Annotated in this window: 26 protein-coding genes and 1 pseudogene; 16 read left to right on the top strand and 11 right to left on the bottom strand. The window is 36.9% G+C overall.

Annotated elements, in window-relative coordinates; translation table 11 throughout:
- Window positions 1-5: 5 nt before the first annotated feature.
- Complete coding sequence (locus EHQ58_RS01610; RefSeq protein WP_135621586.1) at window positions 6-1,016, top strand: tRNA dihydrouridine synthase; 1,011 nt, start codon at window positions 6-8, stop codon at window positions 1,014-1,016.
- 56 nt (window positions 1,017-1,072) lie between these two features.
- Here the strand turns inward: EHQ58_RS01610 and EHQ58_RS01615 are convergent, their stop codons facing one another.
- Window positions 1,073-1,651 carry a lipoprotein LipL21 gene (locus EHQ58_RS01615; RefSeq protein WP_135621587.1) on the bottom strand — a complete coding sequence of 193 codons (579 nt, stop codon included), beginning with the start codon at window positions 1,649-1,651 and terminating at the stop codon, window positions 1,073-1,075.
- 100 nt (window positions 1,652-1,751) lie between these two features.
- Here EHQ58_RS01615 and EHQ58_RS01620 point away from each other — a divergent pair, with 100 nt between their 5' ends.
- A complete protein-coding gene (locus EHQ58_RS01620) occupies window positions 1,752-3,365 on the top strand; it encodes an LIC10012 family protein (RefSeq protein ID WP_246047027.1) in 1,614 nt (537 codons plus the stop codon).
- The gene (locus EHQ58_RS01625) at window positions 3,349-4,236 is read left to right on the top strand and encodes a helix-turn-helix domain-containing protein (RefSeq protein WP_135621588.1); all 888 of its coding nucleotides are present in this window, start codon (window positions 3,349-3,351) and stop codon (window positions 4,234-4,236) included. Before EHQ58_RS01620 ends, EHQ58_RS01625 begins: the two co-directional genes overlap by 17 nt.
- Here EHQ58_RS01625 and holA read toward each other — a convergent pair.
- Entirely contained in the window at window positions 4,215-5,321 is a 1,107-nt protein-coding gene (holA, locus tag EHQ58_RS01630; protein WP_135621589.1) for a DNA polymerase III subunit delta, read from the bottom strand. The genes EHQ58_RS01625 and holA overlap by 22 nt on opposite strands.
- A gap of 50 nt (window positions 5,322-5,371) precedes the next feature.
- Here holA and EHQ58_RS01635 point away from each other — a divergent pair, with 50 nt between their 5' ends.
- Complete coding sequence (locus EHQ58_RS01635) at window positions 5,372-5,602, top strand: hypothetical protein (protein WP_135621590.1); 231 nt, start codon at window positions 5,372-5,374, stop codon at window positions 5,600-5,602.
- 12 nt (window positions 5,603-5,614) lie between these two features.
- On the opposite strand, the gene EHQ58_RS01640 is transcribed toward EHQ58_RS01635, so the two are convergent.
- On the bottom strand, window positions 5,615-6,175 hold the full coding sequence (locus EHQ58_RS01640) for a Maf family protein (protein ID WP_135621591.1): 561 nt from the start codon (window positions 6,173-6,175) through the stop codon (window positions 5,615-5,617).
- 39 nt (window positions 6,176-6,214) lie between these two features.
- On the opposite strand from EHQ58_RS01640, the gene EHQ58_RS18870 reads away from it, so the two are divergent.
- Genes EHQ58_RS18870 through EHQ58_RS01655 form a run of 3 tightly spaced genes read left to right on the top strand, consistent with a single transcriptional unit; the run spans window position 6,215 to window position 7,906 of the window.
- On the top strand, window positions 6,215-6,550 hold the full coding sequence (locus EHQ58_RS18870) for a hypothetical protein (protein WP_246047029.1): 336 nt from the start codon (window positions 6,215-6,217) through the stop codon (window positions 6,548-6,550).
- Window positions 6,547-7,284 carry an SDR family NAD(P)-dependent oxidoreductase gene (locus EHQ58_RS01650; RefSeq protein ID WP_135621592.1) on the top strand — a complete coding sequence of 246 codons (738 nt, stop codon included), beginning with the start codon at window positions 6,547-6,549 and terminating at the stop codon, window positions 7,282-7,284. The genes EHQ58_RS18870 and EHQ58_RS01650 overlap by 4 nt, the downstream gene beginning before the upstream one ends.
- A gap of 1 nt (window position 7,285) precedes the next feature.
- Entirely contained in the window at window positions 7,286-7,906 is a 621-nt protein-coding gene (locus EHQ58_RS01655) for an L-threonylcarbamoyladenylate synthase (RefSeq protein WP_135621593.1), read from the top strand.
- On the opposite strand, the gene EHQ58_RS01660 is transcribed toward EHQ58_RS01655, so the two are convergent.
- Entirely contained in the window at window positions 7,903-8,973 is a 1,071-nt protein-coding gene (locus tag EHQ58_RS01660; RefSeq protein ID WP_246047032.1) for a CapA family protein, read from the bottom strand. The two genes, EHQ58_RS01655 and EHQ58_RS01660, sit on opposite strands and share 4 nt — an antisense overlap.
- On the opposite strand from EHQ58_RS01660, the gene EHQ58_RS01665 reads away from it, so the two are divergent.
- A complete protein-coding gene (locus EHQ58_RS01665; protein WP_135621595.1) occupies window positions 8,942-10,627 on the top strand; it encodes an alkaline phosphatase family protein in 1,686 nt (561 codons plus the stop codon). The genes EHQ58_RS01660 and EHQ58_RS01665 overlap by 32 nt on opposite strands.
- Window positions 10,628-10,632: 5 nt before the next feature.
- Here EHQ58_RS01665 and EHQ58_RS01670 read toward each other — a convergent pair whose 3' ends face one another.
- From EHQ58_RS01670 to hslO, 4 genes are read right to left on the bottom strand one after another with little or no spacing between them, the layout of a single operon-like run.
- Window positions 10,633-12,804, bottom strand: coding sequence for a ribonuclease R family protein (locus tag EHQ58_RS01670; RefSeq protein ID WP_135621596.1), 2,172 nt, complete (start codon window positions 12,802-12,804; stop codon window positions 10,633-10,635).
- Window positions 12,804-13,475 (bottom strand): tRNA (adenosine(37)-N6)-threonylcarbamoyltransferase complex dimerization subunit type 1 TsaB, encoded by a 672-nt coding sequence (gene tsaB / locus EHQ58_RS01675; protein ID WP_135621597.1) that lies wholly within the window; start codon window positions 13,473-13,475, stop codon window positions 12,804-12,806. Before tsaB ends, EHQ58_RS01670 begins: the two co-directional genes overlap by 1 nt.
- The gene (gene tsaE, locus EHQ58_RS01680) at window positions 13,472-13,921 is read right to left on the bottom strand and encodes a tRNA (adenosine(37)-N6)-threonylcarbamoyltransferase complex ATPase subunit type 1 TsaE (RefSeq protein ID WP_135621598.1); all 450 of its coding nucleotides are present in this window, start codon (window positions 13,919-13,921) and stop codon (window positions 13,472-13,474) included. The genes tsaB and tsaE overlap by 4 nt, the downstream gene beginning before the upstream one ends.
- Complete coding sequence (hslO, locus tag EHQ58_RS01685) at window positions 13,914-14,771, bottom strand: Hsp33 family molecular chaperone HslO (RefSeq protein ID WP_135621599.1); 858 nt, start codon at window positions 14,769-14,771, stop codon at window positions 13,914-13,916. Before hslO ends, tsaE begins: the two co-directional genes overlap by 8 nt.
- 76 nt (window positions 14,772-14,847) lie before the next feature.
- Between hslO and EHQ58_RS01690 the strand changes: the two genes are divergently transcribed.
- Genes EHQ58_RS01690 through EHQ58_RS01710 form a run of 5 tightly spaced genes read left to right on the top strand, consistent with a single transcriptional unit; the run spans window position 14,848 to window position 20,570 of the window.
- The gene (locus EHQ58_RS01690; RefSeq protein ID WP_135621600.1) at window positions 14,848-16,833 is read left to right on the top strand and encodes a beta-galactosidase; all 1,986 of its coding nucleotides are present in this window, start codon (window positions 14,848-14,850) and stop codon (window positions 16,831-16,833) included.
- Window positions 16,823-17,722, top strand: a complete 900-nt coding sequence (locus EHQ58_RS01695) for an LIC_10030 family protein (protein WP_135621601.1) — start codon at window positions 16,823-16,825, stop codon at window positions 17,720-17,722. Before EHQ58_RS01690 ends, EHQ58_RS01695 begins: the two co-directional genes overlap by 11 nt.
- A gap of 8 nt (window positions 17,723-17,730) precedes the next feature.
- The gene (locus EHQ58_RS01700) at window positions 17,731-18,576 is read left to right on the top strand and encodes an inositol monophosphatase family protein (protein WP_135621602.1); all 846 of its coding nucleotides are present in this window, start codon (window positions 17,731-17,733) and stop codon (window positions 18,574-18,576) included.
- Window positions 18,577-18,582: 6 nt separating this feature from the next.
- Window positions 18,583-19,968, top strand: coding sequence for an anthranilate synthase component I family protein (locus tag EHQ58_RS01705; RefSeq protein WP_135621603.1), 1,386 nt, complete (start codon window positions 18,583-18,585; stop codon window positions 19,966-19,968).
- Window positions 19,965-20,570 carry an anthranilate synthase component II gene (locus EHQ58_RS01710; protein ID WP_135621604.1) on the top strand — a complete coding sequence of 202 codons (606 nt, stop codon included), beginning with the start codon at window positions 19,965-19,967 and terminating at the stop codon, window positions 20,568-20,570. The genes EHQ58_RS01705 and EHQ58_RS01710 overlap by 4 nt, the downstream gene beginning before the upstream one ends.
- Here the strand turns inward: EHQ58_RS01710 and EHQ58_RS01715 are convergent, their stop codons facing one another.
- Together EHQ58_RS01715 and EHQ58_RS01720 are read right to left on the bottom strand one after the other, a co-directional pair.
- Window positions 20,571-21,803 carry an LIC10025 family lipoprotein gene (locus tag EHQ58_RS01715; RefSeq protein ID WP_167883500.1) on the bottom strand — a complete coding sequence of 411 codons (1,233 nt, stop codon included), beginning with the start codon at window positions 21,801-21,803 and terminating at the stop codon, window positions 20,571-20,573. It abuts the gene before it with no gap.
- A complete protein-coding gene (locus EHQ58_RS01720) occupies window positions 21,751-22,245 on the bottom strand; it encodes a hypothetical protein (protein ID WP_135621606.1) in 495 nt (164 codons plus the stop codon). The genes EHQ58_RS01715 and EHQ58_RS01720 overlap by 53 nt, the downstream gene beginning before the upstream one ends.
- On the opposite strand from EHQ58_RS01720, the gene EHQ58_RS01725 reads away from it, so the two are divergent.
- Window positions 22,226-23,071, top strand: a complete 846-nt coding sequence (locus EHQ58_RS01725; protein WP_135621607.1) for an SHOCT domain-containing protein — start codon at window positions 22,226-22,228, stop codon at window positions 23,069-23,071. The two genes, EHQ58_RS01720 and EHQ58_RS01725, sit on opposite strands and share 20 nt — an antisense overlap.
- Window positions 23,072-23,201: 130 nt before the next feature.
- Here the strand turns inward: EHQ58_RS01725 and cysE are convergent.
- Window positions 23,202-23,799, bottom strand: a pseudogene (gene cysE, locus EHQ58_RS01730) (serine O-acetyltransferase); the annotation flags it as partial.
- 168 nt (window positions 23,800-23,967) lie between these two features.
- Between cysE and EHQ58_RS01735 the strand changes: the two are divergent.
- Window positions 23,968-24,861 (top strand): site-2 protease family protein, encoded by an 894-nt coding sequence (locus tag EHQ58_RS01735; RefSeq protein WP_135621620.1) that lies wholly within the window; start codon window positions 23,968-23,970, stop codon window positions 24,859-24,861.
- 4 nt (window positions 24,862-24,865) lie between these two features.
- Window positions 24,866-25,543 (top strand): NHL repeat-containing protein (locus EHQ58_RS01740; RefSeq protein ID WP_476737868.1); only part of this gene is annotated, 678 nt, incomplete at its 3' end.

Consider the following 25,543-nt stretch of genomic DNA (forward strand, 5'->3'; position numbering starts at 1 on the left):
ACCTAATGGTGAGAGTGGGCAATGTCAATATTGAAGGAAATATTGCCCTATCTCCTATGGCGGGCATCTCTGATAGTCCTTATCGCCAGATAGCGAGGTCCTTCGGGTCTGCTTTCTCTTATACAGAGTTTGTATCAACAGATCAAATTTGCCTCGGGAATCAAAAGTCTATCGATATGTTCCGTTTTCGAGAAATGGAACGTCCCATATTCTTTCAAATCTTTGGTTCAGAATTACATAAGGTAATTGAAGCAGCAAGGCGAATTGAACCACTAGGACCGGACGTAATTGATCTTAATATGGGTTGTTCCGTTGCGAAAGTATCACATAACGGATCAGGTGCGGGATTGCTAAAAAATTTAAGATTAGCCTCAAAAATGATTGAGGGGATTCGAAAGAATGTCTCTGTACCTGTGTCTGCAAAAATTCGGCTGGGTTGGGATCAAGAGAGTTTAAATTTCCGAGATACAGTTTCTGCATTACAGGACTCAGGTGTGTCAGCAATTTCTGTTCATGGACGGACCAAATCAATGGGATACACAGGAGTCGCCAATTGGGATGCTATAGGAGAAATTAAATCGTTTGCGAAGGTTCCCATTTTTGGGAATGGAGATATATCTTCCTTCGCGGATGCAGAAAAAAAAATTTCAAAATATGGTGTTGATTTGGCATTGATCGGAAGAAAGGCAATTGGTAATCCATGGATATTTTCCAAGGGCGAGAAAACCAAACAAGGATTCACTGAGATCAAAAAAGTCATTTTGAAACATTTATTTTCTATGGATGAATTTTATCCTAGTAAAGATGAATATGCCCTCATTTTATTTCGAAAACATTTTGTGAGGTATATAGAGGGATTATCCTTTCCCGAAAAAATGAAACGTGATTTATTACAGTCGAGTTCCATTAATCATTTCGTAGAACTACTTGAAGCTACAGAATTGGAAACTCAGTTTGAGAAATTCGGAATTGGAATCGATGACGAAATTTTAAATTGCGAAAGCTTTCTTGCGTAGGTAAAAAAAAACCTCTCGTTTCGGAGAGGTTTTGACTCAATTAAAAGAAACTGAGATTATTGAGCAGCTTGAGCTTTTGTCTCTAGAGCTTTTTGTCCGCCTTGGTACTTCATGTAACCAACACACTGACATTCTTCCCAAGTTTCAGGCTCGCCGACATTTGCGCAAGTTCCTGATTCGTTGTTAAGGGAACAACAGTCATAGACCCCGATTCCTTTGATTAAACCTTTTGATTCTGATACGATCACAGAACCAGTTGATTGGCCATCAGAAACACCAGAAGCTTGTTCTAGGTATTCACCAAGGATTTTCTTTAATCCGTCACCAGCTACTTGGAGACGAGCTGCTTCACGGCAAGTTGACTGCTTCATAGCAACAGAATTAGCTTTGATCGCTTTGTCTGAAGCACGAGCCGAAAATTTCATGTAGAGATAATCGAATTCTTTTTCTTTACCTTTGCAATACTGAGCAGGGCTTTCACCACGCGCACCAGCAGCCGCATCTGGGGCACATGCCCAACCTTCAAAAATCCAACCATTTTTACCAACAGTTGTGGCATCTCTTCTACCATCACTGGAACCGCAGGCTACAACGAAAGCTAGCAATGAGATACATACGATAAGCGATTTCTTCATAAAGAATCTACTCCTTTCCGATAGATTAAATAGGCAAGAAATGTAGCTGTCAATCTTTTCTCTGCGAATAAAAACTGATAGAATAAAGGAAACTGCAATAGTGCTTCAAATTGAAATCATTCTAAACATTAAAAAAAGTGCATATTTATGGAACTCTTTACGCTTTTTTTGGGTCTTTTCCTTTTTTCTCCTAATTTATCCACTAAACGCTAAGGAAATCAGCGTACTGCCAGCCGCGGTATCGGGGGAAATTCCTTCCTATTTAAGAAATGAAGAAGAGGCAGGCAAAGAAATCGCAAGGCTCACTCGGCATTATTTAAAGAGAAACTACTTAACGGAGATTACGGACGAAAATTCTGTGAATACTTTCAGCGAGACAGAAAATCTCTCCTCGCAGACGAAACTTACCGAATCCACGCTAAACGTCCTTTGTGTGGAATGGGATAGCAGTTTTATTACAAAAGATAGCGTTGATTTCGGGAAACCCACCTTAATCCAAACTGAGATATTTAATTGTAAAAACAAATCACGTCAGGTGATCCAATCCCAAATCATTTCTAATTTTGTTCTCGCAATCGAAAAACATATAGAAAAAAGTTTCAGATTTTTAGCTCCGAAATATTATGATCGGACTTTAAAGAATGACAATATCTACCATGAAGTTCATTTTCTTTTCGATACAAACGGAGCCTATTCGTATTATAGAAAAGATTTTTCTAGATCTTTAGATTCTTTGATGAATCATCAGAATTTATTTCTTGGGATCACAGTCATCAGAAAAGACAAAATCCTTACCCTACCACCTGCCCTTGAACATGGAGATATAAAAAAAGTTTTTGATGATGTCAGTTGGTCAGGCATTAACAAAGCAGATTCTGTCCTCCAAGCGATCCAATCGTTGCGATTAAAATTATCTTCTGGTAAAAAAACCTCTAAGAAACTCTTTCTCCTTCTCTCTGGTTCCGCAAAGGATAAGAGTAGTTCCATTATTTTAGCTCTCAATGAACTCAGACAATTGGGAATCGAAATTTACGTTATCATTCCAAATCATTCCGAATTAACGGTCATTCGTGAATTGCAAAAAATTGCGAGATCTTCTTCTGCAAAAATTCTTGGCGTTACTGATTATCAGAGAATTGGAACAGAAGAGGGTTACCAACAAATTTTTCTAAATCAGTTCAACTTGTATTTTACGAATCAGGAAGTAACCCAGCCATTTCAACTAGATGTAGATCCTTTCAAAAAATGGGATGCTTCCTTAGTACGTGCGGCCGTTGAAGTAGTGACTCCTTATAATATGGCAGAGGCTTTTGAGAAAATATCTGAGAAAAAGGTTCTGGAAAGAAGTGAAGTAAATACAAATATTGAATCTTTGATTGGATCCGAAATTATTAAATCTGATATCGACGATGGTCGTTACCAAAATATTCTACTAGAAGCTCGCGGAGAAGCAATTTGGTTAAAAATACCTTTTGAGATGAATATAATATCTGGAAAAGAATACTTAGTTCGCACATCTGTCATGTTAGATCCATTTTCGAGTTGGGGGATTAAAAACATTGCTAACGAGACCATTTTAATGAAACCAAATGCATCCTATCCGAGAACACTTGTCATCTTACCATCCAAAGCGAAGAAATTTTTAGAAGAGAATAAAGTGAAACAATTTTCTGGTTATATCCAAGGAGTGGTATCTGTTGTCAAAAAAAAATGATCTGAACTCTACTTGGATAGCAAATTTTGGTGAAAGTAAAAAATTAAAGGAACAGTGGTTAGAAGCATCTAAAACAAAACTGCCGTTAGTTATCGTAGGTGACTCCGGTGTTGGTAAAACTTTTTGGATTGAAAGGTCCATCGCTCAAAGAGCAGGAGAGCAGAAATATCAGCTAGTAAAAGTGGACTATTCGCTTAAACCAGATTTTTTTGAGAATACGATGCGGAAACTTGATGCCCATAAACTGACATTCCTTTGTTGGGAAAATCTGTCCTTGGGATCAGAATCTGAAATTAGAAATTGGATGCAATGGTGGAAGGAAAAGAAATATTTATTAGATGAAAGTCTATACATTTACTGGGAGATCCAATCAGGTGAGCTTAAGAAAATAGAATCTTTACCATATCTATCAGATTTTTTTGATCAAATGAAATCGTTTGCTTTTCAGTTGCTACCTCTGCACAGAAGACAATCTGATATAACTTTTTTTGTTCTTAGCTTTCTCGAAAATGCCAATAAAGATTTAAAAAAGAGCGTTTCTTCCATGGATGTGCACTTTCATCATTATTTTACGAAAAGAAATTTTAAACACAATTTACACGAACTAAGAGACTTTATATATTCACTCGTTGCTTTCTCTTCCAAGAAGCAAATCAAACTAAAACAAGTACCCATTCACCTTTTTGAAAATCATGATAGCATTATTCCTGTAAGAACCGGAATCTCTTTAAGTGATTATGAAAAGGCGATCATAAGTGAAAATTTGAAATTGGTTAACGGTAATCGAACCAAAGCGGCAAAACTCTTAGGTATTTCAGAACGAAATCTTTATCGAAAAATTAAAGAATTTCAGCTCGAAGAAGAGGCATGAATGATTTTAAACATTTCCATAGTTCTTTGAATGAAGTAGACTCTACCTTCCTCGTTTCTTAAACCTGATTTGTATTTAATATTCATCTCGATCAAAATATCATAAAATTCGTTTAAAGTTTTTTCTGTAAAATATTTTGCATCGTTCACCAATTGCCTACGCATAAATCCTTTTCTTGCCTCAGAAAAACCACCTGTCTTTAATAATTCATCCATAATGGGTATGGGTATTTCTCCGTTATGTTTTGAACGAATGACTTTAATTTTTCGGATTTCATCTAGTTTGTAGAGTAGGCGTGTTAAAAAAGCTAAGATCTCCGAATTTTCGTCTGAAAATTTTGTAAATTCTTTATAGAATTCAGATTTCTTAGATTGGATGAGTGAATCCACAAGAGTGGTAACATTCATCTCATTTTGTGAGAAGAGGATGGAATGGATATCCGCAAGAGAAAATTTATTTTTGTTTAAATACTGTTTGAGTTTACGGATACTTTTTATATAAGAACCAACATTTGCTGGTATTCTGTGGATGAATTCATCACGTGCATCTTCTTCTAATTGAACTGATTCTTTGTCTAAAACTTCCTTTAATGTTTTCGGTATATCATTTTGATAAATTGTCTTAGGTTTATAAAAAGAATAATGATTTTGAAAGAGATCGGAGAAATTAGCAGGTAAATCCTTCCCATCATAATGAACCAAAAGGTTCGTGTTGTCCGAAATGGACAGAATGTTCTTCTTAAAGCCTGCGACATAATCAGCCAGTTCGGATTTGGGCTTCGCTTCAAGAATCGGTTTAAAGAAAGCGGCACCACTCTTTAAGATGATCAGCTTCCTGGGAAAAAACATATTCGCTGTGAAAAGTTCGGAAAAAAGATTGGTATGCTCTCCCGACTCTGCAACGATCACGACAACATCTAGTTTATCAGCATGTTGGTCTAATTTTTCTTTAAAATGGTCTACAGCGATTTCGAATTCAAAGGAATCCTCTCCAACGTAGACAAAAACTTCCGGTAAGTCCTTTTCCCCTAGCTTGAGGAGCTGGAAAAGGGAAGAAATCTCGATAGGTTTTTTTTTTGTATCCATTTTTCTATTTAGGTCTAATTTTTGGACAGTTTCGGAGCGATAATCACAATATGGATATAGCAAGCGGTGTGGCAAGAGTTTCCGGTCTGGGTGAACCCCTTACTTATATTTCTCCAAGTTTCAATACACAACCTGTAGAGAAAATTGAAGCGATTCAAACGAACCAGTACAAGCCAAAATTTCCCTCTGAGGATACAAGTGCTAAGGCAGAGACGATTCAGTCCTCTCCCAAAGATAAAGCTACGTATAAGCCTGGTGACTTAGTCAATCTTTACGCTTAAAGCAAGCAAGAATTAACTCCAAGCAGATTTCCATATTTGGTTTCTGCTCAAAAAACTTCGGATGGGAAAACCCATTACATTCTGATACGATCCTTCCCATCTTAAAACTGGTCCTCTTTCGTCTTGTATACCGTAGGCTCCTGCTTTATCGTAAGGTAGGCATCTTTGAATGTATTCTTTGATTTGCTCCTCACTCCAAGATTTAAAAAAAATTCTAGTTTCCTCGAAAAAATAATCTAAGGTTCCCTTATGAAAAAGGATACAACCGGAGAAAACGGAATGAGATTTGCCATTCAATTGTCTGAGAGTGGTCATTGCTTCCCATTCATTGCTCGGTTTATGGAGGATGGCTCCCTCTAGAACTACAATTGTATCGCAAGCAAGGATGAAATCCTCCCTAGAAAATCTTAAAGTCTCTCCCAATTTACTGGTTACGACTCGCTCTAGATAATCTAAATGTGTTTCTGATTCTAATTGTGCTTCATCAATGTCCTCGGGATCAATTTGAAACTGAAATCCCAAGTTTTTTAATATCTCTATCCGCCGAGGGGATCGACTTTTTAAAATAAACAAATTCTTGCCTTTCTCATATTGTCATAAAAACTTTAGTATATGTTTCTAAGAGTTCCGCTCATTATCCTTCTAGTCATGTGCAATTTAACATTAGGTTGTAAAAATAATACGATTCAATTTATAGACTGCGAATCGTTCACGCACAATTTCTGGAATCGAACTTATTCTTTTGAATCAATGAGTGTAAAAATTAGCTGTCGTGAAAAGGATCCCATGGATCCTTGCAATCCCATTGCTGATTATTATGACGGAAAAACTCATTACATAAGAAGAGATTTAGTTACTGACGATGGAAATCTAGATTATAAAAAACTATTAGAAGATGCGAAACCAGAAAATAGCGAATGCTATCCAGCTAATCATGAGGTAAAATGAATATTTTTGACATTAAAGGTAAAACAGTTTTAATAACGGGCGCTAGTCGTGGAATCGGTAAAAATTTGGCACTTGGACTTAGAGATGCAGGTGCCATTGTTTACGGCGCAGGTTCCCGTCCCGAATCAATAGAATGGATGTCAGGTGAAGGGATTCAGGGTGTGGTCTTGAATGTGAAATCAGAATCAGATGCCTTCCAGGTAATCGGTAAAATTAGAGAAACGCACGGAAAACTCAATACTCTGATCAATAATGCTGGTATTGCAACAAATACACCTGCCTCCGGCTTTAAGGAAGAGGAATTGCAAAACATCATCCAGACTAACTATACAGGAGTTTTTAGAAGCTGCCAGGCCTATTACAAACACCATAAAAAAGACGGAGGAAATATTATCAATGTTGCATCCGTTTTAGGTCTAGTGGGCTCTAAGTTAGCATCTGTCTATTCCGGTACGAAAGGTGCTGTGATTTCGTTATCAAAAGCTTTGGCCATTGAATGGTGCAATTCAGGTTATCGTGTCAATGTCATTTGTCCAGGACTCATTGACACGGAAATGACCGATATGATAAAAAATAAAGAATATATCATGAATCAAGTATTGGCAGGCATTCCCATGGGAAGGCTTGGAAAACCAGAAGAGATTCTAGGGGCTGTTCAGTATTTAGTCTCCGATGCATCAAGTTATATGACTGGCCAAACGATTGTTATCGATGGTGGGTTAACAGCACAATAATATGATAGAGTATCTGCATCCGCAAAATCCGGAGATTCGTAAATTAAAACAAATTTCGGACCGCTTGAAAGACGGTGAATTATTTATTTTCCCTTCGGATACAGTATACGCGATTATTGCTGATGCAAATTCAAAGTTAGGCGTGGAATCATTATACAAGTTGAAAAAGTTACCTAAAGATAAGCCTTTATCACTTTTGTGCAAGGATATATCGATGGCTTCCCATATGATAGAGTACTTACCAAATCCCACTTATCGTTTAATGAAAAAAATTACCCCAGGACCCTTTACTTTTATTCTAAAAGCTAGTAAAAACCTTCCAAAACCTTCCTTTGCACATCATAAAGACAGACATATTGGCATTCGATTTCCTGGCCAAATCTATTTGCAGAGTTTGTTAGAGATTCATGATTCACCGATCACGGCAGCATCGGCGTCGACAGAAGACGAGTTCATTATCGATATCGATGATTTAGAGTCTATCTATGGAAAATCTGTTGCCTCCATTATAGACGGAGGTATCGTAAAGGTGGAAGTCTCTACCATACTAGATTGCACTGAAGACAAAATTAAAGTGATCCGAGAAGGTCTTGGTTTCGACTTGATCCAAGATGAAATTTAAAGCTTATTTTCCGACATGACCTTATCAAATTGCATTTTATAATCGGAAGCCTTTTTACGATAATGCTTGTTTAGTGGAATTTTAAAATTTTCTCTATCAATTTCATTTATCGGAATAATTTGGTATCCATGGGGATAAATCCAAACAGATTCGTAGGCGACATCTGTTATCAATTTTTGTCCATTTCCATCGATAGAAAAATTGAAATTTAAAATGATTCCACCATCTGTAAATGGATGATTCTGAGCGGAGAGAAAGTTACCGAGAGAATATGCCACTAACTGGTCATTAATTTTATCGATTCGCTGAACGACATGTGGATGACCACCTAAAATCACATCTGCCCCGAGATTGAGCGCAAAATTTACCCAACGCAATTGGGAAGCATCCGGCTTGATTTGGTATTCCGTCCCAAAATGAAACCAGACGATAATTAAATCCATTCCGATAGATTTAGCATGCTCCATATCTTCAGTTATTGTCTTTTCATCAATGAGACGTACTATACGTCCATCAGGAACCTTAATACCGTTTGTTGAATATGTATAATTATAAATGGCAATTTTTAAATTGTTTTTTATTACAGAAAAATGACGCCGCAAGTCATAGTCCTGCTGCGATTGATAGGAACCGATGGGAACCATATTCTCTTTTCTTACTGTTTCTATCGTAATATCGATTCCAGGGCTTCCCTTATCCGCGGAGTGATTGTTCGCAGTAGATAGGACATGAAAACCTGCATTTTTTAAGGATGTCGCCAAATCTATGGGAGACCCAAATCTTGGATAACCACTGTAATCCGAAGGATTTTTGACTAAAGTGGTTTCCAGATTTCCCAACACCAAATCGGATTGTTCGAAACGGTTTCTAATTAATTCGAAACTCCTAGAAGTATCATAATTTTTTGTCTTCGGATTATAGTATGAGTTTAATTGGGAACTATGACACATGATATCTCCGACCACCGTAATTCTCACTTGCTTTTTCTTTGCTCGAAGAGAGAAGGTAGTACAATTCAGGATCAGGTTGGAAAAGATGAAGAATATCGTTAGTAATTGTTTTGTCATAATAAGTTTCATCATACTTTTCAATCTAGCGGCATGTAGTTGGGAAGATAGTTACAAAGCCGCAGCAAAAAGATCCCTCCAAGTTGATACCGATCTCATTTTGGTACCTTACCCATATAATATTTTTGATAAGGAGGCAAGAGAATCAATCACTCTTTCTCATTATACGAAAGATGAATTAAAAGAAATTTTGTTAGAGCATAATTTATCTTGGGAAGAATTAAAATTGGATTGGGGATGGAACGAAAAGGAACAACATTTTGAACGAGAAGTAAACTATACATCTCATTATACTAACTATTCTTATGACATTAATATTCCCATTTGGATTTTTGGACAAAAATGGTTCAATAATGGGATTTATCCAGATACCATTTTCCAACAGCACATTCCATCAATTTATTCCAAAATATTAAAATATAAATTTTCGAATGTATTGGATATTTCTTCTTATGATAAAATTTTTAAAAATACAAATGAAATTCCTGAAATTATCGTAACGATTGTCGTTGATCAAGGTGGGGAACAGCTTTATAAAGCTCATCCAAATGGATTTCCATTTTTGAAAACTTTAAAGAATGAATCGGTATATTTTAAAAATGCGAGAGTAGGACATTTGGAAGCGCATACCGCAGTGGGTCATGCAGCAATCGGGACCGGTAGTTTTCCAAAAGAGATGAAAACCTTTTCTAATGAGATTTATGCTTGGAAGGACGGAAAGGTAACATCAAAAACTGTCTATCAAGGAAACGATTCGCAACTTAATTTGGAAGAATTTAGTACGCTTAGCTTGGCAGATGTATGGGATAGAGATGAGGATAATCATCCGGTTATTATTAGCCAATGTTATGCGGCACGTGCAAGTATTGGAATGGCTGGGCATGGTTTACTGATCCCCCAATTACTTAGATCTGATCGTTTATCGGATAAGGATTTTGTGTATTGGGCAAATAGTAAATCTCTACTTTGGGATACATTCAATCCTGCGTATAGCATGCCTGATGGCATAAACAAATATGATTTTTACGAATTCTATCAAGCTAACAAACAAAATATAAGTTCAAATTTTAAGGCAGAAAATAGGCTCGATTTTACAAGGAAATTCCATCATTTTCAGGCCTCAGAATTTCAAGTGGCTCTAGATGGCGAAACTTTCCGAAATAGTTTACAATCAGAATTGATTAGTAGAAAGGCCTTTAAAGATGGAAAAACAGATCTTGCGTTCTTGACTTTAAAGGCTACAGATGCTGTAGGTCACCTGTATGGCTGGGAATCTCAGGAATCAGAAAAGATTTTAATAGCTACAGATATGGAGATTAGAAAAATATTCGATTTCTTAAGATCTCATTATGGCGATTCGTTCATTTTGTTGGTAACAGCAGATCATGGTGCAGCGCCCATGCCGGAAGTATCTAAAGCATCCTTTTTAACGCATGAGATATTTTTTAAGGAACTATCAGAACTCCTTCCTCCAACAGCGAGAGAAAAGCAATCAGTTGTTAAATGGATAACTCATTCCCATTTAAGTCTAAATCGTGAAGTGATGTCTGCATATAAAATTTCCGAAGCTGATGTTATTGAGAAGATAAAATCTATTAAAATAAATTCCAAACCATTCTTTCGAAAAGTTTGGAATCGTGGCGACTTGGATTGATTGTTTTAAGTTGTCTTTTTAAAAGACTTGAGTTTTAGAAACACCTTTATTTCTTCATAATCAATTCGATCTAAAGAAACAGAGACTTCATCACCAATGAAAAAATTCTTGGTATATTTTTTCGAATAGAAAGAAAAATCAGATTTGATGACTACTTCGAACTCGTCAGTAAATTCCGATTTGTCTAGAACTCCTTCTAAATTTGTGTCCGCAAGTTCAATGAAAATTTGTGAAGGTCGAATTCCAATGATGAAACCTTTAAATTCGGTAATACCGGTAGATTCCAGATAACGGAAGGATTTAATTTTGATAATATCTCGTTCCGCATCGGCAGCTCTTCTTTCTTCCTCAGAGCAATGAACTCCCATGATTCCGATTTCTCCATTATCATACGGAAATTTTTCTTCAAGCAAAACAGACTGCAAAACCCTATGAACAATTAAATCAGGATAACGTCGGATCGGTGAGGTGAAGTGACAATAATCTTTAAATCCGAGACCCCAATGACCGAGTGTTTCTCCGCCATAGTAAGCCTGCATAAAGCTTCTTAATAGAAGATAATTGAAAATTTTCGCCACAGGACTATTCTCTATCGCTGTGACGGCATTCATAATTTCAGGATAACTGATATTCTTGATTGATATGTTGTGGCCATTCAACTGAAGGAATTGGTTTAACATTTCCAATTTTTCTTCGTCCATAGGTTCATGAATACGGTGTAAAGTTGGTGCTTTTTTCTTTCTTAAAAATTCATCGACCTTCATATTTGCTGAAAGCATTAATTCTTCGATAAGAAGATGGCTAGTCAATCTTTCCCTAATTTCAATGGCATTTGTTTTTTTATCTTTATTCCAAGAAACAGATGCCTCCTTAATATTTAGATCTACTCTACCAGCCTTAATTCGTTTCTTTCTTAAATTATCCGTAAACTGTGATATCTGGAACATCCAATTTTTCGGATCAGCGGTAATGATTTCTTCTTCAGCCATTTCATAAGTATATCTTTTGTTAACTTTAATAATGGATTTATAGAATATGGCGTTAAATAAATCGCCTTCTTTACTGGCTTCGATTTCCACGGTAAACGCCAGTCTGTTGACTCCTGAGACAAGACTACATAGATTTTCAGAGAGTATGGGTGGCAACATGGGTACAACCCTGTCCGATAAATAAACTGAAGTCGCACGATTATAAGCTTCTTCATCTAAATCGGAGTCTTTCTTCACATAATGAGAAACATCCGCAATATGAATCCATAATCTTAATTTGTTTCCCTCATCAGAAAAACTGATAGCATCGTCGAAATCTTTTGCTGTGGCACCATCAATGGTTACCGTATATAGATCTCTCAAATCTGTACGATGGTTCCAATCCTTTACGGTTTTCTCAGATACCTCTTCCTCATAATCTATTTTAATATGATCTGGATGTTGAACGTGATAATCATACTTCATCAAAATACGCATAAGATCGGGATCTTCTTTTGTATCAGATTCGAATCTATCAAAACTAACTTCATATAGATTGTCATCAGGTCTTGAACCTTCTTTTAATTTAACGATCAAGATATCTCCTACATTGATATCATCTATCGTATCCTTTAAAAGAGACTTTGTATGAATTACCCCTTCTTTTTCGTCACCTAACATATCAAGAAATATTCCGAAAATGTATTTCCCTGCCTTTTCCTTAACTCTCATCCTATAGAGCTGGCGGCCCCTTCGTGTGATGTTTACCACTTCGCCTTCAAAACGATCTTTTCTGCCGATACCTAAAGGAAGTACCTCTACTTTATCTCCACTGATAGCGGTATTTGTTAGAGGACCAGGTATGAAAACCTCGTTCTTACTTGGAAGTTTTAGAAAGCCATCACCGCGTCTCGAAATGGACACCCTGCCCATGAATCGAAAAGGATTTTTGACAAGTATGGCCTTTTTATGAGTTTCAAGTAAACCTTCCTTTTCAAGTGAGAAAAGTAAGTTGTCTATACTCGTTTCTAATTCCTTTCGAGTGGATTTTGTTTTTCCTCTTGAGGAAGTCTTTTTCTTTTTATCGATTTGTTTGGGTCTATCGACGAGATCGATGAATTTGTTTTTAATCTCTTGTTTGGTAACTTCGCGTCCCGCCTTGGAATCGAGATAGTCTATGATTTTTTTTTGTAATTTGTAAATATCCATTATTGCTTGTTGGTTTCTACATAACTCCCACGAATATAGTTCGGCGTTATGTGATTGTAGTTAGATTCGTGAAGATTTAACTTCAATATATTTTCTATATTTTGTAATAGTATAGGCATAGATCTTGGTAAAGTCTCTTCAATTTTTGTAGCATCTGCAGGAAAGCATCGAGGTTTTATACCAGAATAAACATACAGATGTTTTGTTTCCTTGGCGATATTGACCTCAGTCTCAAGTTCTTCTTCCTTATAATCATAACTTCCTTCAAATAAACCTTCTTTAAGTCTGCCGAAGTAATGTTTATTTTGTTTTCCGTCAATGGCAATCAGTACTGGCAACCCGGACAAACTCGAAAAATAGGCAGAATACGAAGCAAGACTGTCGATCGATAGAACAGGAATGTTCCAGAGTTGAGATAAATTCCGAGCTGTAGAGACTGTCACGCGGAGGCCAGTAAAAGAACCAGGACCATTTAAACAAACAATGATATCCGGCTTTTCCCATTTTGTAATCTTAAAATTTTTATCGATTTCAGAAACAAGGCGGAAAGAGGATTCCTTGGGACACATGGCAACCGTTTCCGTAATCATACTAATTGTTTTCGCGCTTTCAATCATTGAGAGTGAGATATGAATCCAATCCTGGGTAGCATCGAAAAATAAAAGTTTCATAAATTCTCGAACCGCAATCTGTAAGATCTATTATCTATGGTTATAGATTGGATATCAATATAGATACGCCCAGCACTAGGTATGAGAAGCTCCGCTACGTTCCACCACTCGATAAAAGATATTCCTTCCTGTCCCCAAATTTCAGAAAAACCGAGTTCCTCTATTTCTGTGGCCTCTTTGATTCGATAAAGGTCAAAATGATGGATTGGGATTTGGTTCCATTCGTAAGTTTGGTGAAGAGCAAATGTAGGCGAGTTTGCTAGATCATCACTGCCAACATACTTTAACCATTCTCTAACCAATGTAGTCTTTCCTGCTCCTAACTCTCCTGTAAGAAGAATAGACGGGTTTTGTTTAACGGCGAGTGATTTCGTGATTACGGCCGTTAAGCGACTAAGAAATCGTCCCAGTTCCTCCTCACGAAGTTCAAACGTTTCCTCATTCATTATCAAAAAGTGTTTCTACATCCTCTAAGTTAAACTGATATGCTTTTTTACAAAATTCACAAGTGATCTCTACTTGTCCGACTTCTTCTACAATCGAATTTGCTTCTATTTTTCCCAAGGAAAGGATAATTTCTGATACCTTGAATCTAGAGCAGTCACAGATGAAAGCTGGTTCCTCCGTCGAGAGAATGAGTAAATCTGATTCGAGAGCAATCATAAGTTCTGATCTCATTTCTTCTAAAGATAAAATCCAAAAATTTTCTTTTAAAATAACAGGGTCAATACGGTTCTTTAAATATTTGAAATCTTCTTCGGTGGCTTCTGGAAGCGCTTCAAACATAACACCCTTGACTCGAAAATGATCAGGATTTCTATCTGTTGATTCCACATCCATTCCGACGATCGATTTTACTTGTTCCGACTCGGTAAGATATTTCAGAAAATTAAATTCAAAGGTATCTTCAACTAGATTCGTATAAGATTGATAAAAATCAGAATCATATTGCCAGCGTATAACTTTCATTATACCTTGACCTAAAATAAATTCATTTCGAATGTCTCCCTCTTCGAGTTTATCTCCGTAGGCGACTGCTTTCATCCGACCATAGCGATCGCTATATGCTAAAGCAGATTTGTTAGTTTCATCCTTCCATTGGATACTGACTCGTTGCTGGTTTTTTGTCATTTCCGCGAGGAATAAAGCACCGAGCATTGTTTTTGAAAGGAAGACAGCCATTTCCCGATTCAATTCATGCAGGTGAATGATTTCTCTGGCGGTATTTGTTAGATCTGCGAGAGAAAATCGGAAGTGATTATTGGGAACTATGCCTAAAATAACTTGATCGGTCATTATTTGATTGAAAGCGAATGTTTTCAAATTCAGTCTGTGTTTTCAGATAGATAAGGCAATCGTAAAAAGGAAAAATATGATCTTTGGTGTGGATTATTATCCAGAGCAGTGGACAGAAAAGGATTGGGATGAAGATCTTGCAAACATGCAAGAAATGGGGCTAACCTCTGTCCGTCTTGCAGAGTTTGCATGGGGTCTGATTGAACCGAAAGAAGGGAAATTTGATTTTTCTCTTTTCGATGCTATCTTAGAAAAAATCAGAAAAGCGAATATGACCGCGATCTTAGGCACGCCTACGGCAACCTTTCCCCCTTGGTTGTTTAAAAAATATCCTGAGATTGCCCAAGTCTCCAAAGAGGGAATCAAAAGAATCATAGGTACAAGACGACAGGCTTCTTTTTCTTCGCCAGCTTACCGCAAAGCCACAGAAAGGGTAGTGACGCAAATGGCTAAGCATTATGCAGGTCATCCGTCGGTGATCGGCTGGCAAATAGATAATGAGCCTGGACATGAAGGTTCAGATTTAGACTATTCCCCTTTAGCATTAAAAAATTTTAGAAAATGGCTAAAAAGTAAATATCGAAATCTAGATTCGCTTAACAAGCGTTGGGGGAATGTTTTTTGGGGAATTATTTATTCTGACTGGTCAGAGATTCCTTTACCAGGTTCTCATGTTGCTAGTAACTTTAATCCTGCGATGATTCAGGATTTTTATAGATTTCAATCTGAGGAATTAATTTCTTATATCAAACTACAAGCTGATATCATCAAAAAATATTGCAAAAATATTCCTATTACAACCAATCTTTATCCTTCTCCTTTCTTGCCCATAACTGATATGTATGAAATGTTTAAGTCACTCGATTATGTTTCGTGGGACAATTATCCTGTTTGGGGAAACCAGAGCGAACCCTACCCACATCCTTTAGTGTCTGCGACATTGCAATATTCTCGAGGATTAAAAAACAAAGCGTATACGATCATGGAACAATTTTCTGGAGTACAGGGCCATGATACACTGGGATACCTACCTCCTCCAGGTCTGATAGGACTTTGGTTAACGCAAGCGGTTGTCAATGGTGCCGATCAAATTTATTTTTTTCGCTACCGAACGGCTCGATTCGGACAGGAGCAACTATGTTATGGTATCCTCGATCATGGAAAAAAGAAGACCCATAAATTTTATGAACTAAAAGATACGATCCAAAAGATTCGTGAATTTGCAGAAGACATTCAAGATGTGCCTTATAAAGCAGAAGTCGCTCTCCTTCATGATATCGAAAATTCGAGAAATTATAAGCACCAACCTCTTTCAGATGGTTTAAAATTTGAACCAGTTCCGTTTGCAAAGGTGGGATACGATATAGAAATGGCTACTTGGTTTGCTGGGACAAATGTATTGAATGTGAACACCCATTTTCTACCCATTGAATCAGAGATGGATTGGACACAATACAAGCTATTGTCTCTCCCACTTTATACCATGTATGAGGAACGCATCGTTTTAAAGTTACGTGAGTATGTTAAAAATGGTGGTACTCTCGTATTAGGATATCGAGCCGGTATCAAAGATAAGGACCATTGGATGGTGGAAACTCCCGTTCCAGGAATGTTTCAGGAAATGGCGGGGGTGGAAGTGTACCAATTTGAAGCAATTGGAAATGGCGAAGTGAAAGCCAAAATGGGATTCTTTCCTCTGATTGCTAAAAAATTTTGTGAAATCTTAGAGCCGACCACAGCAAGAGTCGTGGCTAGATATTCCGATTCTAAAAAGTTTTATAAAGGCAAGCCGATGATCACCGTGAATTCATTTGGCAAGGGAAAGGTATATTATCTAGGAACTTCGTTGGATCCCTTTAGTCAGGTTTTATTCTACCGTAAGGTCTTGAAAGAGGCAGGAATTCCTTTCCGTTTTTTAGGTAAAAATATCGAACGCCATTATCGAACGGGAAAAAAATATAATTACCAAATAACCATGAACCATTCGAATCAAATAAAATGGTTAGGGTTTACACGCATGCAGCCTTTTGAATTTAAGATTAAAAAAATCAATGCAAATTAAAGACCTAAAATCCCTGAATCATCAACTTCAGAATCTCGAAGGGAAAAATAAAAAAGGCGAGGTTTATGTTGATAACCTTCATTCGCCTTACATAAAATTTAGTGAGGAGTTTGTTATACCTGCTTCTTCCATAACGAAACCTGAATTTTCGGCGATTGTTGATTTTGTCCAAATTTTAGTAAAATTTATACCGGAAGCAATTGAAGGCACAAGTCTATTGCCTGAGCCCCGACCAAAAAAGGAGACGGGAAAATTATTCTTTGTAAGACCGATACTCTTTGAAGATAAAAAGTTTATGTATGTTTTTTCTACAGACATGCAATATTTAGGCGGTGCTAAGCCTGAGGAAATTAAAAAAGCGGCCGCTCAAAATTTATCACCGAGTGTCATTTCTGATCGCATTTATTTCCAGGCAAAAGTATTTCCCGTTGAAAGTTTTATTGAAGAGGGAGACCAAGTTTCTGATTTTCAGTCCGTTAGATTCCAAGGTGGTGTTTTTCGTATCGAGAGTGACAGAGAGGCAGAAAATAAACCTAGGAAGTTTTCTGAAATCTTTGATGAATTAGACTTTTCCGATTTAGAATCTAAAATTCGAGAAGAGCTCGGCATCAATTCAGAAATTTGGCCCATGGGCCGAGTGTACAGTCCCATCGGAATTGACTATCTTGCTCTCTCAATGCGTTTTTTAAAGCCATCTCTACCTAAAATCATGCGAGAATTTCGCAAATACTACCGGATATTGAGTCCGGGGACAGAGGGCGTTTCACCAGAAATTACCAAAGCCTACCACCAATATCTATTCAAGCATGAAACTTCCAGAACTCTTTCGAGATCAGGCAATATGCTTTGGAAAATCCACTTTACTGAATTTAATGATGCAAGGGAATGAGATAAGACATGAGCATTTCCTCTCCCACACTTAATTTTCCCGTCGATGAAACAATCAAACGTGTTGAATTTATCAAATCGAATGCAAACGGAATTATCCTTGAAGCTAAAAAAATTCAAAAGGAAATGTCTGGAATCCGTTCCAAATCAGACGCAGATGAGCTTGAACGCATACATGCCGCAGACAGAGTGCTAGGTGATATATTCACTAAGTTTTTACAAAAAGCGTTTCCGAAAGATAGCATCCTATGTGAGGACAAACCTTTGATTGAAGGGAGCAATGATTTTCGCTGGGTCATAGATCCTGTAGATGGTTCTATGAACTTTGTTCGAGGCTTACCTCTTTATGCCATTTCATTTGGTGTCGAACATCGTGAAACACCCGTTGGCGGCGTTGTGATCATCCCTCCGCAAGATTCTGTCTATTCGGCAGTGCTAGGCGAAGGGGCGGTAAAAAATGGAGAAACCATATTTACATCTTCCGTTTCTGAATTGAACCGGGCGATATTTAGCCCCAATCTACCCACCAAAAGAGCACACATGATCCAAGAGATTATGGCTGATCTCTCAGGCTTTTTAACTTACGCAAGATCCTTTCGCAGAACTGGATCCTTTGTACTAGACTGTTGTTGGATTGCCGAGGGGTTAATGGATGCTATCTGGGAAAAGAGTGTCAAACATTGGGACATATCAGCTATTTCCGTCATCCTAACGGAGGCAGGTGGAAAACTTACTGATTTGAATGGAAAACACTATTATACCGGCTTACCAGAATTAATTGCATCAAATGGAATCATTCATAATGAAATCTTAAATTTGCTGAAAACTGTTAGATCCTCTGTTAGCAGAAACTAATTTTGAATGAAATTACCAAAATTTGAGATTCCTAAAAAACCAAAATACATCCATCTAGACTTACCGAAAGATATAGAATTTTGGGAACTGTTTAGATTTTTCGATTTAAAATTTGAAACTTGCTTTTTATTAGAATCTGCCGGGGATAATCAATATGATTCTCGTTATTCCGTCATTGGTTTTGATCCGAATCATAAAATCATAGGTGATAAGAATCATTTGATCATAGATGGAGTCAATTACCCTGTTGAAAACCCATACTATGCCCTGCGAGATTTGGCAAACTTTGATTCGTTAAGTATCAGTTATGCGGGAGGGTTTGTCGGTTATTTAAGTTATAACTCGATGACATTCTTTGAACCAAAAATCAAGATAGATCCTCATCCAGATTTTCCTTCCATGGAGTTTGGTCTTTATCTCGATGGCTTGATCTATGATAAATTTACTGGTGAACTTATTTATTTTACAAATGGCGAAGACAGAACTAACGTTTTGGAACAAATTTTGGAAGAAGTTTCCACAGCGAAAAAACGATCACCGGAGGTCGTCGTAAAATCAACGGGCACTAAAGTATCTCAGGCTACACATAGTGAAATGGTTGCGGAGACCTTGGAAGAAGTACGTTCAGGCAATACTTTCCAATGTCAGATTGGCTTTGAGGAAACGTTTGATGTAGATGGAAATCCTTTAGCTATTTATGAAACACTGAGAAAAATTAATCCGTCACCGCATATGTTCTATGTGAAATTTGAAAATCGAGTGATTCTTGGAGCTAGCCCTGAATTACTCTTCAGATTGAGACAAGGTGAGATGGAGTCTTTTCCTCTTGCTGGCACAATAAGAAGGGGTAAGAATGCGGAGGAAGATACGGAACTTGCTCGAAAACTTCTAACAGATCCCAAAGAGATTGCCGAACATAACATGTTAATCGACTTGCATAGAAATGATATTGGGCGCGTAGCAAAGTTTGGAACAGTGAAAGTTAGACGAAGATTTGATATCAAAAGATTTAGCCACGTCCAACATATATCTAGCGAAGTAGTAGGCATTTTAAAATCGAAAGAGGATATGTTTTCAGGTTTAGCGGCTTCTTTTCCAGCGGGTACCTTATCTGGTGCCCCTAAAATTGAATCTATGAAGATAATTGAAAGAATCGAAAAATCCCCGAGAGGACCGTATGGTGGTGCCGTGGGAAGCTTTGGTTTCAACGGAGATTGTACATTTGCCATTCCAATTAGAAGTTTTTATGTATGCAATGGAAAAGGATTTGCAAGGGCTTCCGGGGGAATCGTTTACGATTCGTTAGCCGAAAATGAATATAACGAAATAATAAGTAAGATGGCTTCTGTCAAAAAAGCGTTGCAGGCGCATATGAAGGAAGCACAGAAATGAAAGTTTTGTTATTAGATAATTACGATTCCTTCACCTATAATCTGTATCAATATATTGGCGAAATTTTAGAGGATTTAGAGATTCCTTTCGTTTTGGATGTAGTTCGGAATGATGAGAAACCCTTTTCGGATATCGTCAACGGTAAGTATGATAAAATTATCATTTCACCAGGTCCTGGTCATCCAGCAGATCCCGCATATTTTGGTGTTTCTAGTGACATTCTCCTCCATTTAGGGAAAGAAATTAAAATACTAGGTATTTGTTTGGGAATGCAAGGAATGGCGACCACATTTGGTGGCAAAGTTGTTCGAGGCAAGATTGCGATGCACGGCAAACTTTCTCCAATCGTGCATGATGGATTGGGAGTGTTTAAGGGACTAACGCAAAACATAGAGATTATGCGCTACCATTCGCTCGTTGCGGAAGAAGAGAGTCTTCCTAGTGAATTGGTGGTGACTGCTAGAGTGAACGATGGAACTAAATTCGGCGAAATCATGGGACTTCGGCATAAGACTCTAAGCATTGAAGGTGTTCAATTTCATCCGGAGTCTTTTGGTTCGGAAGAAGGAAAACTTCTGCTGCGGAATTTTTTAACAAATTAGTTAATTTAAATCCAGCAGTAAATTTTTTTCCCATTGTGTAAAAAAATCTTGATCAGGATTATCCATCTGACTTGCATCAGCGCCAAACAAAGAAAATCGATTTCTTAGACTTTCCATATATGTGGTCAGAATATTGGTCTGTGAATTTCCAATTCGTTTATAAATAACTTTAAATTGCGAGCCACCTTTACCTTGCGTTCCGTAAATTAACAATTTTAACGCGTCACTTAAATATTCATCTATATTGCCTGGAATAAAGAAATCGATAACTCCAGTTGGTATAAAGTATAAAAAATTTCCGGTAAATTTACGCGATTTAAAACTTAGAAATTTCCCATTTAACTCATCCTTATCCTTTTGGGAAATAAGATGGAGTCTGTACTTGATTTCTTGGATATTTAACGTAACACCATAGGATTTGATCGTGATGTTCGTTGATACTAGAAGGGATCTTGGATTCTTAAAAATTTCCTTTCGAGGTGAAACGGGAAATCTGAATTGTAAAATTTTTCCTTGGTTTGAAATGAGTATCTGGTCTTCGGGATGGTCTTCATCGAAAATTCTCATCTCCAATTGGGTTTTGTTTAGCCGATTTCCAAATCTCTCTGCAAAATTTGGAAACTTGGATTCTGTCATTTCATTGAATGCAAATTCTAGCAAGATTGATTTTGCTTCTTCCGTCGTCTGACAAGAGAATGTGTTACATAGAAACACAAAGCTTGGCAGAGAGTTTTTAAGCTGGAGCAATTTCTGATGGTCTACCACACTTAAGGAAAATAAATTCAACCAGGTAAAAAAATCTCTAGGAAAGAACCCATTCCAATTACTTTTTGTTTCTCTCTCGATGGTATAGATTTCTTTGTCTTCCCACTTGGCGGGAGTAAAAATTACTTTTGAATGATAATCTAATTTTTCGTATTTAGCTGGGTATAGTTGAAAGTTCCAGTTTTCTAAGTTTTTTTTCCCGCCGATTTCAATATAAAAATTTCTTTCCTCATTCACTTTTAAATCCTTTTCCCGTTCTTTTGTTAAATTTCCAGATAGTGCTAAGTATTGGCTGAAATTAGTGGAGGATTTGATAGAGGATTGGAGTGAGTAAAAGTCTTTCCAGTATCTGAATTGTTTGTCATTCTTCTGTAAGCAAGAGCATAACAAAAGCAAAGAAAGGAGTAAAAAGAATTTATTTTTTAAGTTCTTTTTTAAGTAGTTCATGTATGGTATTGATATTTTCATTTGTCATTTGATCGAGATAGTCTTTATAAATTTCATATCCTTTTGCATTGAATACTCGTAAAAATGCAAAATCAGTTTTCAGTCCTGATTCTAATTCCCCCTTCCTATCTAAAAAAATACTTTCGAATTCTCTATTTTTCGAATCAGTAATGAATTTTTCAATCAGTGCATTTGATTCTTTGAGATTCAAATAGGCTACATATTTGACTCTAGATGCATTATTCCAAAGTAAATTTTGAAGCTTCCAATATAATTTTCTGCCAACCTTGCGGCAAATTTCTATATCTTCTTTTTGGCATCCTAATAGGACAACAGGACCTCCTAATAGATTTTTAGAAGTGATTCTGTTTTCATATTGATCTAGAAAAGAAAAGGTAGGAAGACTGTTGGGTAGGATGCCTATCGGAATGAAAAACAAGAGAATGAGACGAATCGATATCATGTTTTATCTTCTGTTCCTTAGAATAAGCATCGGTGGAATGTTTTTTCTTTTTACATGTAAATCAGTAAATTATAAAAATTTAGACCTAAGACTCACTTCATCAACGGATTCAATTGCTGTTTTTTCTATTCATGAAAAAGACTACGGCTCGATCTTACCAGCTCCTCTCGCAAAAGCAGCCGTAAAATGGGAAAAAAACATCGATTTATCTACTTTTGTTCCTTTACTCTCTTATAAAAAGAGTGTTCTGTCCTCAGAAAATTGGGATCAACTGATCAAAGAAGAGGAACTGAGTGAAATTCAAAATTTGTTGTCAAAATCGATTCTAGCTGACCCCGCTTATGGATATCTAGTTTTGCTAAAACGGGAAGATCCACTTTCACCTTTGCTTAAAATTTTACGTAGCAGTTTTTTGATCATAAAAACAGAGGGAGGATATATATTTGCCATTCCGGATTTAAACCAGAATTTAACATTTAACACACAATACAAATTTGATGATTGGTCACTGTACCAAATTCCAAAAATTCGCTCTTCTATTAAGCAGGAAATTAAAATAAAACCAAATCAAATCAATCTCAGTATTTATCGTGAAGAAGTTGGAGATAATGTAAAGTTTTACGATCGTATCATCATATTTGAGGATTTAAAATACTTATCAAATCCATTGCTATTCAGAACACCCGATATAGATGAGATCGAAACTAAAAAACAAAAAAACGACGTAATCGAAAGATTAAAAACTTTAGAAGAATTAAAACGAAATCAGTTGCTCACGGACGAGGAATATAGAGATAAAAAAAAAGAAATCTTAAAGGATCTTTAGATGCCATCACCATTGATAAATTCTTGGATGATTCGATTATTGTCAAAGTCTTCACTTGAATTGGTTTCGATGGTGGTTGGTTGTTCAAACTTTCTCTGTTTCTCGATCAGTTGATTGATCAGCATTTGTTGGCTTTCCACTTTTTCCAATAAAACAGAAAATACTTTTGCGATCGGATCTGGCATTTGATTGTGATCTAACATCTGTTCAATGGAATCTTGAGTGTCTAGACCTTTTACCACTTTTCCTGGTATACCTACGACCGTCGAACCAGCTGGTACATTTCTCATCACGACAGAACCTGCACCTACCCGAACATGATCTTCTATCGTTATGTTTCCGAGAACTTTAGCGCCTGCTCCGATTACTACATGCCTACCGATGGTTGGATGTCTTTTACCAGATTCTTTACCTGTTCCACCTAGAGTCACACCCTGGAAGATCAATGATCCTTTTCCAATGATAGCGGTTTCGCCTATGACAACTCCCGTGCCATGGTCAATGAAAACTCCCTTTTCGATCTGAGCACCAGGATGGATGTCGATTCCAGTGAGAAATCGGGTAAAGTAATTGATCATACGCGGCAGAAGAGGGATACCACAACGAAATAGAATATGGGCTATCGTATGCAGCCAAAGGGCATGTAGTCCAGGATAGCAGAGTATGATCTCCAAGTAGGATTTCGCTGCTGGATCATATTTTCTGATAACTTTTATATTTTCAAACATGGCAAACTTTGATTTAACAAACGATTCATTACAATTTTAAGATTTGAAAATAGTAAAAACATCTACAAAATTGAATTGATTCCATGTTTCTGCTCGTCCATTCTACAGAATAGCAATTTTCCTTAAGAAGTTTCCCCATTGAAAAACAATTACGCGTTACATATATCTTTGTTTGTCCTTACATTTCTAACGCTTACCTTTCGAGAATTTTTATTTTTTGGACTTTTTACATTTGATTGGAAAGGTTTCGTTTTGCTTTTCCAGTCTGAATGGCCGTACTCCCTTTCTTTGCTCGCTATTCTTTTGGGACATGAAATGGGACATTATTTACCAGCTAGGTATTATGGTGTAAAGGCCACTCTCCCCTATTTCATACCATTTCCCCTTGGACCTATTGGAACTATGGGAGCCGTGATACAGATCAAAGAACCAATACCAAATAAGAAAGCGTTATTTGATATCGGGATCGGGGGGCCCTTCGTAAGTCTAGTATTGTCAATGGTTGCTTGGATCATCGGAATTTATCTTTCCGAGTTAGTTCCTTTAGACAAAATGGCTAACCTAGAAAACTATACTATCTTTGGTGAAAGTATCTTTACGTATTACTCAAACCAATGGATTCTTGGTCCTTTCGATTCTCATCTTATGGATGTTAGCATTCATCCACTGGCTAGAGCTGCCTGGGTTGGTTTACTGATAACTGCAATCAACTTACTTCCCTTTGGTCAATTGGATGGCGGTCATATTATTTATGCCGTGTTTGGTGAAAAATATAGAAACTGGATTTACTGGTTATTTGTAGGATTTATTTTCCTTGCCTTAGTACATTTTACCTGGCTCATTTGGGCATTCTTGATTTATTATCTTCTGAAAATCGAGCATCCCTTCATTATGGATAGCCCGGATGGAATTGGTAAAAAGAGAAAATGGTTTGGTTACCTAATCATATTTTCATTAATTTTCATTTTTGTTCCGAGACCTATCATGATAGGAAATGAAATGAACGATCCGACTATGCTTGAGACGATTTTTAATTCCTTAATTAGTTTTTTTTCGAGGTAAACCTATGTTCCATACAAAAATTTTAATAACGATTTTTATTCTATTGATTACGCTTCCTATATTTTCTCAGGAAAGCAAAGAATATAAACTAACGGACAAAGCATACGGTCTAGCATGGGACGGCGTAAATTTTTGGTTCATTGATACGAGCCGACGTGCATTAATTAAAATCAATGAGATTGGGGAACAAGAAATATTCAATTTAGGTTTAGCAAATCTTAGGGGGATTAGTTTCGACCAGAGAGAGGGACGTTTGCTTGTTGTTGCACCAAAATTAATACTAAAGATTGATCCAAATACTGGTGGAATCACAGATAAAATTTCGATTCCGATTCCAAATATTGCGGGAATTGCCAGTGTTGGAAATTTTTATTACTTATTAGATTTAGAAACATCTAAAGTTCAAATTTTTGATAAGGGAAGTTCAATCTTAGTTGGTGGTTTTTTTACGGATCGTACACGACCACGTGATATTTGTTATGGAAGAGATTCACTCTGGATATCCGATTCATCGGATAATAGCATTTACCGGTATGATGTAAAATCGGGTAAGATCACAGGTTCCATAAAGACAAATCTCAAATCAGTGCGAGGTGTTTTACTTAGTGGTTCTAAACTATGGGTTGTCGACCGAGAAAATCATGAAATCAAAAATATCCCATTCGTAGAAACGGAAAGGTTC

This window comes from Leptospira ognonensis, assembly GCF_004770745.1.
In the GTDB taxonomy this organism is placed as follows: Bacteria; Spirochaetota; Leptospiria; order Leptospirales; family Leptospiraceae; genus Leptospira_A; species Leptospira_A ognonensis.

Bases quoted from the DNA above. Each gene is read 5' to 3' on its own strand.
- EHQ58_RS01715 (WP_167883500.1), bottom strand. From the start codon at position 21,803: ATGAAAATATCAATACCATACATGAACTACTTAAAAAAGAACTTAAAA.
- EHQ58_RS01705 (WP_135621603.1), top strand. From the start codon at position 18,583: ATGAAATTACCAAAATTTGAGATTCCTAAAAAACCAAAATACATCCAT.
- holA (WP_135621589.1), bottom strand. From the start codon at position 5,321: ATGGATACAAAAAAAAAACCTATCGAGATTTCTTCCCTTTTCCAGCTC.
- EHQ58_RS01610 (WP_135621586.1), top strand. From the start codon at position 6: ATGGTGAGAGTGGGCAATGTCAATATTGAAGGAAATATTGCCCTATCT.
- EHQ58_RS01710 (WP_135621604.1), top strand. From the start codon at position 19,965: ATGAAAGTTTTGTTATTAGATAATTACGATTCCTTCACCTATAATCTG.
- EHQ58_RS01695 (WP_135621601.1), top strand. From the start codon at position 16,823: ATGCAAATTAAAGACCTAAAATCCCTGAATCATCAACTTCAGAATCTC.
- tsaE (WP_135621598.1), bottom strand. From the start codon at position 13,921: ATGAATGAGGAAACGTTTGAACTTCGTGAGGAGGAACTGGGACGATTT.
- tsaB (WP_135621597.1), bottom strand. From the start codon at position 13,475: ATGAAACTTTTATTTTTCGATGCTACCCAGGATTGGATTCATATCTCA.
- EHQ58_RS01665 (WP_135621595.1), top strand. From the start codon at position 8,942: ATGAAGAATATCGTTAGTAATTGTTTTGTCATAATAAGTTTCATCATA.
- EHQ58_RS01720 (WP_135621606.1), bottom strand. From the start codon at position 22,245: ATGATATCGATTCGTCTCATTCTCTTGTTTTTCATTCCGATAGGCATC.
- EHQ58_RS01670 (WP_135621596.1), bottom strand. From the start codon at position 12,804: ATGGATATTTACAAATTACAAAAAAAAATCATAGACTATCTCGATTCC.
- EHQ58_RS01700 (WP_135621602.1), top strand. From the start codon at position 17,731: ATGAGCATTTCCTCTCCCACACTTAATTTTCCCGTCGATGAAACAATC.
- EHQ58_RS18870 (WP_246047029.1), top strand. From the start codon at position 6,215: ATGTTTCTAAGAGTTCCGCTCATTATCCTTCTAGTCATGTGCAATTTA.
- EHQ58_RS01615 (WP_135621587.1), bottom strand. From the start codon at position 1,651: ATGAAGAAATCGCTTATCGTATGTATCTCATTGCTAGCTTTCGTTGTA.
- EHQ58_RS01655 (WP_135621593.1), top strand. From the start codon at position 7,286: ATGATAGAGTATCTGCATCCGCAAAATCCGGAGATTCGTAAATTAAAA.
- hslO (WP_135621599.1), bottom strand. From the start codon at position 14,771: ATGACCGATCAAGTTATTTTAGGCATAGTTCCCAATAATCACTTCCGA.
- EHQ58_RS01660 (WP_246047032.1), bottom strand. From the start codon at position 8,973: ATGACAAAACAATTACTAACGATATTCTTCATCTTTTCCAACCTGATC.
- EHQ58_RS01635 (WP_135621590.1), top strand. From the start codon at position 5,372: ATGGATATAGCAAGCGGTGTGGCAAGAGTTTCCGGTCTGGGTGAACCC.
- EHQ58_RS01650 (WP_135621592.1), top strand. From the start codon at position 6,547: ATGAATATTTTTGACATTAAAGGTAAAACAGTTTTAATAACGGGCGCT.
- EHQ58_RS01690 (WP_135621600.1), top strand. From the start codon at position 14,848: ATGATCTTTGGTGTGGATTATTATCCAGAGCAGTGGACAGAAAAGGAT.
- EHQ58_RS01725 (WP_135621607.1), top strand. From the start codon at position 22,226: ATGAGACGAATCGATATCATGTTTTATCTTCTGTTCCTTAGAATAAGC.